The sequence below is a fragment of the Pseudoalteromonas sp. SR45-5 genome (assembly GCF_014163565.1).
GTDB lineage: Bacteria > Pseudomonadota > Gammaproteobacteria > Enterobacterales > Alteromonadaceae > Pseudoalteromonas > Pseudoalteromonas distincta.
Window position 1 is genome coordinate 1 of record NZ_JACJDN010000081.1, and the last position, 9,926, is coordinate 9,926.

The window sequence follows — 9,926 nt, forward strand, 5'->3', positions numbered from 1 at the left end:
ATTAGGGGCCGTGCTGGTGTTTATTTTAAATAAAAAGAAGGCTTAATAAAACCTAACCTTCTTTTAGGTGTGGGCTTACGTTTGTTACAAAGCGTTTATAAATAGCAGGTAAGTTATCAAGTATTGCCTGCTTACCCTGTAGTTCACTGTTTTTTATGCATTCAAAAAGTACTTGCTCGCTAAGTTTATTCACTAATAATTGTGATTGCTTAATATGGCTTATATGCCAAAGCTCAGGTGCTACGCCACCTAAATCATGCTGGTAAGGGCGATAAAAACCAAATTTAACTAAGTTAGTATCAAGCCAATTACTTAAAGGTGCAAACGGCCCACCTTGCAGGTATTCATCAGGTGTTAGCTGTAGCTTATAATCATCACTGACCGCAGCTTTATCAAACACATCTAAGTCAGTCCCTAAATGGTGTCTGCTTGCGCCAGGTAGTGCAGAGTAGAGCATTATTGCTATGCATTTATCTACATCATTTAATTTAGTTAAATTTACAACCTTTTGCTGTTTATTATAAACAGGTCGAATACCTAAAAACTTATTATTCCAAATAATTGACTGGCGTTCAAAGTCGCGAAAACTTGAGGCAATAGTAAGATCAAATCCCGCTTTTTGAGCTGCACTTTGCAGCGCTAAAAAGTCGCTAATAATAGCGCTGTGCAAGCGATGATTTTGTATGTCAGTTAAATGTGTATCACTTTGCCCTGTGATACACATTATCGATGTTGGTTTAGTTACATCCATTATGCTAAAAGTTGCTCTAGTATTTGCTCGTAAATGTCGGTAAGGGCTATTAAATCATCGGTACTTACGCATTCATCTACTTTATGAATAGTTTCGTTACGTGGGCCAAGTTCAATTACTTTAGCACCTGTTTGTGCAATAAAGCGACCATCTGATGTGCCGCCGGTAGTTTCTAGGTTTGTGGTTAAACCGGTTACTGATTTAATCGCTTTTACTGTGGCATCAACAAGTGGGCCGTGCTCGGTAATAAAAGGTAAGCCATTTACTATCCAGCTTAATTCATAATTTAAGTTATGCTTTTGTAGTATGTCATTTACACGTTGTTGTAATTGCTCATGTGTTACTTGCGTGCTAAATCTAAAGTTAAACTGTACTTCTAGCTCACCCGGGATCACGTTGCCTGCACCTGTGCCGCCATTAATATTTGAAATTTGAAAGCTGGTAGCAGGGAAGTATTCATTTCCGTTATCCCACACCGTTTGGCTAAGCTCAGTAAGGGCAGGGGTTGCTAGGTGAATTGGGTTTTGTGCTAAATGTGGATAGGCGACATGCCCTTGTACACCCTTAACGGTTAAAAAAGCGGTAAGTGAACCTCTGCGGCCATTTTTAACAACATCACCTAATACATCTCGTGATGAAGGCTCGCCTACTAGGCACATATCAATTTTTTCACCGCGCGCCTCTAGCGTATCAATTACACGGGTAGTCCCGTTTATAAACGGGCCTTCTTCGTCGGAGGTTATTAAAAAAGAAATTGAGCCTTTATGATCTGGATGTTTAGTAACAAAACGCTCGGTTGCAACAAGCATTGCAGCTAACGAGCCTTTCATATCGGCAGCGCCGCGCCCATGTAATAAACCGTCTTTTATTAATCCTGAAAACGGCGGGTGTTGCCAATTTTTTTCAGGGCCTGTTGGCACAACATCAGTGTGGCCTGCAAAACAAAAGTGCGGTGATTGTGTGCCTTTTCGAGCCCATGTATTTAATGTGTCGGTAAAAAATAATGACTCAATATTAAAACCAACCGCAGCAAGGCGATCGTTCATCATCTGTTGGCAGCCAGCATCCTCGGGCGTTACTGACTCACGTTGTATTAGTGCTTGAGCGAGTGCAATTACATCATCTTTCATGATTTAAATATCTCATCGTATTGGGCTGCTTTAAAACCTAAGTGGTAACTGCCATTGTTAATAAGTACTGGGCGTTTGATCATGGCAGGTTGTTCAACTAACAATGGGATAGCACTTTCTTTAGTCAAACTCTGTTTTTGCTCATCAGTTAGTGCGCGATAAGTTGTGCCACGTTTATTAACAAGCTGTTCCCAATCGAGTTTATCTGCAAAATCACTTACCATTTGCTCATTTACGCCATCTTTGCGGTAATCATGAAACGTAAATTCGATGTTGTTGTCGGCTAAGTATTTTTTTGCTTTTTTTATCGTGTCGCAATTGCTAATACCGTATAGAGTGATCATAAATTTAGTTCTTCTTAATAATAGTTAATAAGGTATCTACATCCGCATTTACATGCGAATGTGAGTAATGAAATGTGCCGAGATTATGGCCGTTAAGTAAGATTAAACTGGCCAGCATAGGCGTTTCTAGTTCGCGTAAATCAAAATAAGCGAGGCGCTGGCCTTTACTTATTTCACTACCATTTAATTGTGCAATATGAGTATGTGTAATTGATTGCGAACCGGTAATAGTTAAGTTGATTAAAACTTTTAAACCATTTTTAGCCTGTAAAATAAACTCAGTACCTGCGTTTTTTACTTGTAATAACGTGCCATCAAACGGCGCTAAAATTTTGTGGCTACTGAGCTTTACAGTAATACCAGGACCGAGAATACCAAACCTAAAAATAGGTTCGGGGTGTTCTTGAAGCGGTATTACTTTACCTGTAAATGGGCTTGTAATAAGGATGGCACTGCGGGGAGTTTTATTGAGTGCTAGATATTCAATTGTTTGTGCTTTCATATGCTATTGGGCCACCACGTTGTAACCATCTTTTTTTAAGGCGTTAAGTGCTAGTGAGGCCGTTTGCTTTTTTACTAAAATATAATCGGTATCGTAGGTTGAGATTGAAAAAATAGAAATTTTAGCGCGTGCTAATACACCCGATATATTAGCCATTATTCCGGTCAGCGAAAAACCAAGTGGGCCAACCACCTCAAGTGCTTGCCAATCAGATTCGGTATCTAAACTCTCTATTTCAAAGCTACTAGGGCAAACAATAGATAGTTCATCCTGGGTTTTAGATATAAAAAATAAAGGAAGCTTGAGTAGCGCCGCAGGTATATCGGCGTCAACATCTAAACTGTGAATAGATAAAACCGTGCTGTGTAATTGTAATGTTTGTTTTGACATTAAACGCCTGCGATACAGCATTATTGATAGCTTTATAGTATAGATTATTGCCTTCAAGTTAAAGGTGTAAGCGTGACTAAAATGAGCATTTGGAAGTGGGTTTTAATAGAGATTAAAAACTTACCCACAATTTCTGTGGATAAGTATGGGGGTTGCAGGGTATAAATAGCCTAACTAGTTAATTATTAAATAAATAATAGCTAGGCTATAAAAAGCACACGTTGTGTTTAATGTGCTATTAGCGCTTCTGCTTGGGCTGCCTGAATTGCAGTTAAGGCGATTGTATACACAATATCATCGACTAATGCACCACGGCTCAAGTCGTTTACGGGTTTGCGCATACCTTGAAGCATAGGGCCGATACTTATTAAGTCGGCACTGCGTTGTACTGCTTTATATGTTGTATTACCTGTATTTAAATCTGGGAATATAAATACAGTCGCTTTACCAGCTACAGGGCTGTTAGGTGCTTTTTTAAGTGCTACATTTTCCATTATAGCGGCATCGTATTGTAGTGGGCCGTCGATAATTAAATCAGGACGTTTTTGTTTTGCTATTTTTGTGGCTTCACGTACTTTTTCAACATCGGCACCCGTACCTGACGTACCCGTGCTGTAGCTTATCATGGCTACACGTGGCTCTATGCCAAATGCAGCTGCAGAGTCGGCAGATTGAATCGCTATGTCAGCAAGTTGTTCAGCATTAGGGTCGGGGTTAATTGCACAGTCGCCGTAAACTAACACTTGATCAGGTAGCAGCATAAAAAATACGGATGATACTAGTGATGATCCTGGCGCTGTTTTAATTAACTGCAGGGGCGGGCGAATTGTATTGGCAGTGGTATTTACCGCGCCCGATACTAAACCATCTACTTTACCTTGCTCAAGCATCATTGTGCCAAGTACGACGTTATCTTGTAGTTGCTCTTGTGCTACTACAGCAGTTAGGCCTTTGCTTTTACGAATTTCGACCATAGGCGCAATATAATCATTTATAATACTTTTTGGCTCGATGATACTTACATGTTCGTTTAGCTCAATACCTTGCTGCTGTGCAATACGCATTATTTCTTCGCGATCGCCAAGCAATATAGTTTTAGCAATGCCACGTTGACCACAAATAGCAGCCGCTTTAATTGTACGAGGTTCATTCCCTTCTGGTAATACTACGGTTTTATCTGCTTTACGTGCTTTATCGGTTAATAAATAACGAAATGCAGGTGGTGATAACTTACGCGTTTTGCCTACACTTTGAGCTAGAGTATCGAGCCAGCTTGAATTGATATGTTCTGCGTTGTGATCTTTTACTTTTTCAATGCGTTGGTCATCATCATTTGGTACTTCCATATTAAAGTTATGCAGTAATAGTGATGTGCGCCATGTGTCGGCATCGGTTGCGAGTATTGGTAAACCGGTTTGCATAGCTTGTTCACACAAAGCCATAATACGTGGCTCTGGCTCAAAGCCACCGGTGAGTAATATAGCGCCAAGTTTAGTGCCGTTCATAGCAGATAAACACGCAGCAACAAGTATGTCAGAGCGATCACCCGGTGTTACTAATAAAGCACCTGGCGTAAAATAATTTAAAATATTAGAAACCGTACGAGCGCAAAAAGTGATACGACGCAGGCGACGATGAAGCATATCGCCTTCGTTAATTATTGTTGCTTTTAAATACGCGCTTAAGTCTTTTACGCGTGGCGCTACTAAGTCAAAATCCCACGGGATTGCGCCAAGCAACATAAACGGATTTTTTTTAAAAATAGGTAAAGACGCTAAACGATTTAACTCGTTTTCAAGCTCTTCGGGTTTGTAAGCGTCGACTAAATCGGCGCGTGCACGGCCTTCTTCATCAAGTGGCGCATTTACTTTATTAAAAATACAGCCCAGTACACGAGGATGATCGATTCCACCGTAATTACCTGCTGCAATTTCTAGGCGGTCTTCTATTTGAGTAATGGTGTAATTACCAGGGGTAAGTACAAATACAATTTCAGCGCCGAGTGTTTGCGCAATTTCGCGGTTTACACGCCCAGCATAAGGTTGGCGACGAGTAGGCACCATACCTTCAATAATAGCTACTTCATCGTCGTTTATTTTACTTTCAAAGCGTTCAACAATTTCCTCTAGTAGATCATCACCTTTACCGTCGCCAATCATTTGCTCAGCATAATCAAGAGCAAAAGGGGTGGGTGGGTTAATAGGTGAACCTTGAGTGACTATTTGTGTTGATTTTTCAGGACCTGTTTCGCCTGAACGAGGCTGAGCGATGGGTTTAAAAAAGTTAACTTTAACTGTTTTTTGCTCAAGAGCGCGAACTAAACCAACGGATACCGACGTTAAACCCACACCGGTAGACACAGGAATTAACATAATACGACGTGCCATATTAAAGCTCCTTTACGATGTTAGCGGCATCAAGTGCAATAACCCACTCTTCGTTGGTCGGCATTACTACCACTTTGGATGAAGTATTGGCTGAACTAATAATACCTTGATTACCAAAACGTGCATCAAGATTGCTCTTCTGGTCACAACTGAACCCTAAAAAAGCTAATTGATTAATGACATTTTCACGTATGATATCGGAGTTTTCGCCAATGCCGCCAGTAAATATAAGTGCATCTAAACGTTGTAATGGTACCATGTAGGCTGCAATTTGTTTGGCTAGTCGGTAGCAAAAAATATCCAGCGCTAAACGTGCTTGTTTATGTCCGGCAACAGCGGCTTCTTCAATCGTTCGACAATCGTTAGAGAGTTCGCTAATACCTAGTAGGCCGCTTTCTTGGTTTAATAAATTATCTATTTGCTGAGCGTTGTAACTAAGCTGTGTAGTTAAAAAATTAAATAAACCGGGGTCAATATCTCCACTGCGAGTACCCATAACAATACCAGCCAATGGCGTTAAACCCATACTGGTATCAACACTTTTACCATTTTTTATTGCAGTAACAGAGCAGCCATTACCTAAATGAGCACTAATGAAATTACTCTTCTCTATAGGCTGATTTAATAATTTAGCAGTTTGTTCTGCTACATAGTAATGACTTGTGCCGTGCATACCATAGCGTCTTACACCGTAGCCTGTATAAAGCTTATAGGGTAGGGCGTAAAGGTAGGCAACTTCATCCATAGTTTGATGAAATGCTGTGTCAAATACTGCTACTTGGGGTAAACCTATAAATGAAGCTTGTGCAGATGAAATACCTAACAAGTTCGCATGACCATGTAGCGGCGCTAAAGAAGACGCTTTAGTAATACCGTTAATTACGTCTTCATCAATTAAGACTGACTTTGTGAAATGCTCTCCGCCATGAACAACACGGTGCCCAACAGCAATAAGGTGCTCATCAAGGTTATGATCCTTTATTAAGCTTACAAGCGTATTTATAGCCTCAGCATGTGCTTGATTAGCCGCTAAGTCGATAACCGTCTTAGTTCCATTAAATTTGTATTTAATGGAGGGGGCTTTGGCGCCCAAGCGTTCAGCAAGGCCTGATATAATTTCGTGACCGTCGTTTGCATCAATAATGGCAAACTTTAAACTAGAGCTACCACAGTTTAAAACTAAAACATGTTGGGATTCAGGGGAGGTTGTTGGCATAGATTCAATTTCCATAAACAAATTTAGTAAGTGAACGTTAATACGTGATAGTTACACTTACGGTATTAAATAAAGCTAAAACAATTAAATGTTCAACTGCAAAGTGGTTAACTCAATGTTAAATATTTTACCTTATTTATGATGTTTAAGTTAGGATTGTTCGCCATTAAAGGGGAAATTTAAGCTCTTTTACTGAGAAAGTGTAACTCCCTCATTTTGTGTTACACTTTGGTATAGCTCGTTTTCTATTGTATTTAAAAGCAGTATCTGTGAGGAGTCATGATGCAAAAAAGTGTGATGTCACAACTACAAACAGGCCGTTTGTATGGTAAAAAATGGCCAATGCGTAAAGAGCTTGCGCCTTTGTTTTTAGAGTTTAGAGTGATTAGAGCGACTGAGCTTGCCATTACAGTAATGCCAATCTTGGCTATGCTAACGTTGTTTTTTCAGCTTAATTACTTAGGTTCTGATTTTTTACCGCAAGCTATTGCGAGTGCATTATTTTTTATATCGTTACCTTTACAAGGTTTATTTTGGTTAGGTAAACGAGCGCAAACGCCTTTAGATCCTGCGATGCAAAAATGGTACAACGAGCTGTACACTAAAATGGCGGCTAATGGATATCAAACGCAGTTAAGTGAGAACAAGCCCCGTTATATGGAGCTTGCTAACTTACTTAAAGATATGTTTGAAAAAATGGATAGAGCATTTACTAAAGAGCAGTTTTAGCGGGTTATACCATCATCTATTTTGGTAAACTGAGTAATATAAAATGATAAGGTGACATTGTGTTCACCTTTTTCTTCGAGTGCTGTCCAGTGCTCGGGTCTAAATTTCCATGCAAATGGCGTCATCATTATTAAGTTTTTAATATCAGTAAAGCTAAGCGCTACATGCTCTGTTAAAAGAGCCTGTTCTGATTTTTGAAACCCTTTTGGCGTGGCTATTTCAGTATGTTCGTTTACTTCTGAATATATATACGATTTTAGCTCTTTTAAATGATAAGGGCCTGGGCTTGCTACCACTAATGTTGCGTTTTTATTAGCTAGACGTTCAAGTTCTTCCTCAAACAAAGGCGCAAATACACTAATAAGTACATCAGCAAATTGGCTTTCAAAAGGCGCTTGGCTAATTGATGCAACACTAAAATGGCACTTAGGATAGCGCTTTGCTGCATATTTAACGGCAGATTTTGAAATATCGACACCGTACACTATAGCGTCTGTTTTACTTGCTATTGCCTGGGTATAAAAACCTTCACCGCATCCTAAATCAATAACCGTATTCGCGCTTATTCGACCGACTAACTCGCTAAGATTTTGTTGTAAAAAGCGGTAGTACCCACGCTCTAAAAATGCGCGTCTAGCTTGCACCATTTCAAGGGAGTCGCCCGGTTGTTTTGAATTTTTTTGTTGTACTGGCAGTAAATTAACATAGCCTTCTTTGGCAAAATCAAAGCTGTGGTTGTTAGCACAACGAAGTGTTGAATCAGCTTTCAAAAGTGCGAGGTTACATAGCGGGCATTGATATTGTAGACTCATGAGTCTAGGTAGTCCTTATCGTAAAAAGTTTTTACCCAATGCGGGCGATAGGTGATCATAATTGTTATAGCCATGCCGTTGAGCATTGCTTCAGGAAACCAAATTATGGCACTTAAATAAACGTAGTTATCTGCAAGTTCTTGCCAATTGTATTGCCCTATAGCTAAGTAAAATAGAGCACCTAGGCTTATTTTTATACAGGCTATAAACCCTGCAGTTATAAACGCACAAACAAATATATAAACAAAAAAATGACGAGGTAAATACTGGTAACTAATTATAAAGCCAAGGTAGCTTAGTAAAATAGGAATAAACGCACCAATAAGCAGTTGTACTGGTAACAGTTCAAGTTCAATTTGACCAAATGCAGTTAGTAGCGCTGTGGCAAGTAGGCTACTTAAAATCGTTAATCGCCAGCCTAAAATTAATGTAGCGGCGGTAACACCTAGTATGTGTAAATCAAGGCCCGTTAAAATTCCTGCTTTTATTCGCCAAAGCACTGCAAACACTAACGCACATGCAAGAACTCCAGTTTGACGGGCTGGCGTATTAAGCAATGTTTTATATGTTTTTTTATCAAAGCTTAGTAGGGCAATAATAATTACAAGGGCCCAAAGTAGCCCTTGTATTGTTATGCTGAGCATAGTAATTACTTAAATGTTGACCATATAGGGGCATGATCTGAGGGTTTTTCAATACCGCGCAGTTCGTAGTCAATACCAGTATCTATACAGCGTGCTGCAAGCTCATTAGTTGCAAGTACTACATCTATTCGAAGCCCTCGGTTATCTACAAACCCTTTAGAGCGATAGTCAAACCACGAATATTGATCGTCTGTTTCTGGGTTTTGTTCTCTAAAGGTGTCTTTAAAGCCCCAATTAAGTAATGTTGCAAGCCATTCACGCTCTACCGGTTGGAAAGAACATTTACCCGTTTTTAACCAACGCTTTGCATTAACTTCGCCAATACCAATATCTAAATCGGTGGGTGATATGTTGATATCGCCCATAACAATGACGTCTTGATCAGGGGTGTGGTTGGTTTCAAGGTGTGTCATTAAATCTTTATAAAATTGTCGTTTATAAGGAAATTTAGTTTCGTGATTAATATTATCACCTTGTGGGAAATAGCCATTCATGACTGTAAGGTCGCGACCGTTATCTTGTTCAACAGTGACGCTTATCATGCGTTTTTGCGATTCCTCTGTATCGGTAGCAAAGCCTTTTAAGACCGATTTAGGCTCTTTTTTGCATAACATAGCTACGCCATAATGGGCTTTTTGGCCATGAAAGTAGACGTGATATCCCATTTTTTGTACATCTTCTAGTGGGAATGCTTCGTCATGAACTTTAATCTCTTGCAAGCCAATAACGTCTGGTTGATGTTTGTCGATAATTGCTTGTAATTGGTGGAGACGAGCACGCAGACCATTGATATTGAAAGAAATCACTTTCATAAAATTTACCTTAAAATTGGATCTATTTAATGAATTAAATTGTATCAGTAAATACGCGTACATAACATGACTGAAATGAGAAAATAGCTGCACAAATGTTGATCAATTGGTGAGTAAAGTTTAAACATTGTAAATGCAGTATTAATTTTTTAAATAAATAAAAAATTCAATTGAACTTAACTTTATTGAATATATAATGCGCGAAATTC

11 protein-coding genes are annotated in these 9,926 nt (G+C 39.3%); 1 reads left to right on the forward strand and 10 read right to left on the reverse strand.

Translation table 11 applies throughout. The features are described from left to right. Positions 1 to 52: 52 nt before the first annotated feature. From H5072_RS04980 to H5072_RS05010, 7 genes are all read right to left on the reverse strand, one after another. Positions 53 to 751 (reverse strand): M15 family metallopeptidase, encoded by a 699-nt coding sequence (locus H5072_RS04980; RefSeq protein ID WP_024595106.1) that lies wholly within the window; start codon positions 749 to 751, stop codon positions 53 to 55. After that, positions 751 to 1,881: a succinyl-diaminopimelate desuccinylase gene (gene dapE, locus H5072_RS04985; RefSeq protein ID WP_154903259.1), complete on the reverse strand. Its 1,131-nt coding sequence runs from the start codon at positions 1,879 to 1,881 to the stop codon at positions 751 to 753. Before dapE ends, H5072_RS04980 begins: the two co-directional genes overlap by 1 nt. Next, on the reverse strand, positions 1,878 to 2,225 hold the full coding sequence (locus H5072_RS04990; RefSeq protein WP_002959693.1) for an ArsC family reductase: 348 nt from the start codon (positions 2,223 to 2,225) through the stop codon (positions 1,878 to 1,880). The genes dapE and H5072_RS04990 overlap by 4 nt, the downstream gene beginning before the upstream one ends. Positions 2,226 to 2,229: 4 nt before the next feature. Further along, the gene (locus H5072_RS04995; protein ID WP_002959694.1) at positions 2,230 to 2,727 is read right to left on the reverse strand and encodes a PTS glucose transporter subunit IIA; all 498 of its coding nucleotides are present in this window, start codon (positions 2,725 to 2,727) and stop codon (positions 2,230 to 2,232) included. A gap of 3 nt (positions 2,728 to 2,730) precedes the next feature. Further along, positions 2,731 to 3,117, reverse strand: coding sequence for an ACT domain-containing protein (locus H5072_RS05000; RefSeq protein ID WP_002959696.1), 387 nt, complete (start codon positions 3,115 to 3,117; stop codon positions 2,731 to 2,733). A 227-nt stretch (positions 3,118 to 3,344) separates the two neighbouring features. Then, the gene (gene pta / locus H5072_RS05005; RefSeq protein ID WP_002959697.1) at positions 3,345 to 5,504 is read right to left on the reverse strand and encodes a phosphate acetyltransferase; all 2,160 of its coding nucleotides are present in this window, start codon (positions 5,502 to 5,504) and stop codon (positions 3,345 to 3,347) included. A 1-nt stretch (position 5,505) separates the two neighbouring features. Continuing rightward, on the reverse strand, positions 5,506 to 6,720 hold the full coding sequence (locus H5072_RS05010; RefSeq protein WP_182692885.1) for an acetate kinase: 1,215 nt from the start codon (positions 6,718 to 6,720) through the stop codon (positions 5,506 to 5,508). Positions 6,721 to 7,002: 282 nt separating this feature from the next. Between H5072_RS05010 and yfbV the strand changes: the two genes are divergently transcribed. Beyond that, a complete protein-coding gene (gene yfbV / locus H5072_RS05015; protein ID WP_024596543.1) occupies positions 7,003 to 7,449 on the forward strand; it encodes a terminus macrodomain insulation protein YfbV in 447 nt (148 codons plus the stop codon). Here yfbV and H5072_RS05020 read toward each other — a convergent pair. From H5072_RS05020 to xthA, 3 genes are read right to left on the reverse strand one after another with little or no spacing between them, the layout of a single operon-like run. Then, positions 7,446 to 8,261 carry a putative RNA methyltransferase gene (locus tag H5072_RS05020; protein ID WP_182692883.1) on the reverse strand — a complete coding sequence of 272 codons (816 nt, stop codon included), beginning with the start codon at positions 8,259 to 8,261 and terminating at the stop codon, positions 7,446 to 7,448. The two genes, yfbV and H5072_RS05020, sit on opposite strands and share 4 nt — an antisense overlap. Further along, positions 8,258 to 8,905 carry an energy-coupling factor ABC transporter permease gene (locus H5072_RS05025; RefSeq protein ID WP_182692884.1) on the reverse strand — a complete coding sequence of 216 codons (648 nt, stop codon included), beginning with the start codon at positions 8,903 to 8,905 and terminating at the stop codon, positions 8,258 to 8,260. Before H5072_RS05025 ends, H5072_RS05020 begins: the two co-directional genes overlap by 4 nt. A 5-nt stretch (positions 8,906 to 8,910) precedes the next feature. Beyond that, entirely contained in the window at positions 8,911 to 9,717 is an 807-nt protein-coding gene (gene xthA, locus H5072_RS05030; RefSeq protein ID WP_024596546.1) for an exodeoxyribonuclease III, read from the reverse strand. Between the last annotated feature and the right edge of the window lie 209 nt (positions 9,718 to 9,926).

Excerpts from the sequence above, each read along its gene's own strand:
- H5072_RS04980 (WP_024595106.1), bottom strand. The coding sequence starts at position 751 with ATGGATGTAACTAAACCAACATCGATAATGTGTATCACAGGGCAAAGT.
- dapE (WP_154903259.1), bottom strand. The coding sequence starts at position 1,881 with ATGAAAGATGATGTAATTGCACTCGCTCAAGCACTAATACAACGTGAG.
- H5072_RS04990 (WP_002959693.1), bottom strand. The coding sequence starts at position 2,225 with ATGATCACTCTATACGGTATTAGCAATTGCGACACGATAAAAAAAGCA.
- H5072_RS04995 (WP_002959694.1), bottom strand. The coding sequence starts at position 2,727 with ATGAAAGCACAAACAATTGAATATCTAGCACTCAATAAAACTCCCCGC.
- H5072_RS05000 (WP_002959696.1), bottom strand. The coding sequence starts at position 3,117 with ATGTCAAAACAAACATTACAATTACACAGCACGGTTTTATCTATTCAC.
- pta (WP_002959697.1), bottom strand. The coding sequence starts at position 5,504 with ATGGCACGTCGTATTATGTTAATTCCTGTGTCTACCGGTGTGGGTTTA.
- H5072_RS05010 (WP_182692885.1), bottom strand. The coding sequence starts at position 6,720 with ATGCCAACAACCTCCCCTGAATCCCAACATGTTTTAGTTTTAAACTGT.
- yfbV (WP_024596543.1), top strand. The coding sequence starts at position 7,003 with ATGCAAAAAAGTGTGATGTCACAACTACAAACAGGCCGTTTGTATGGT.
- H5072_RS05020 (WP_182692883.1), bottom strand. The coding sequence starts at position 8,261 with ATGAGTCTACAATATCAATGCCCGCTATGTAACCTCGCACTTTTGAAA.
- H5072_RS05025 (WP_182692884.1), bottom strand. The coding sequence starts at position 8,905 with ATGCTCAGCATAACAATACAAGGGCTACTTTGGGCCCTTGTAATTATT.
- xthA (WP_024596546.1), bottom strand. The coding sequence starts at position 9,717 with ATGAAAGTGATTTCTTTCAATATCAATGGTCTGCGTGCTCGTCTCCAC.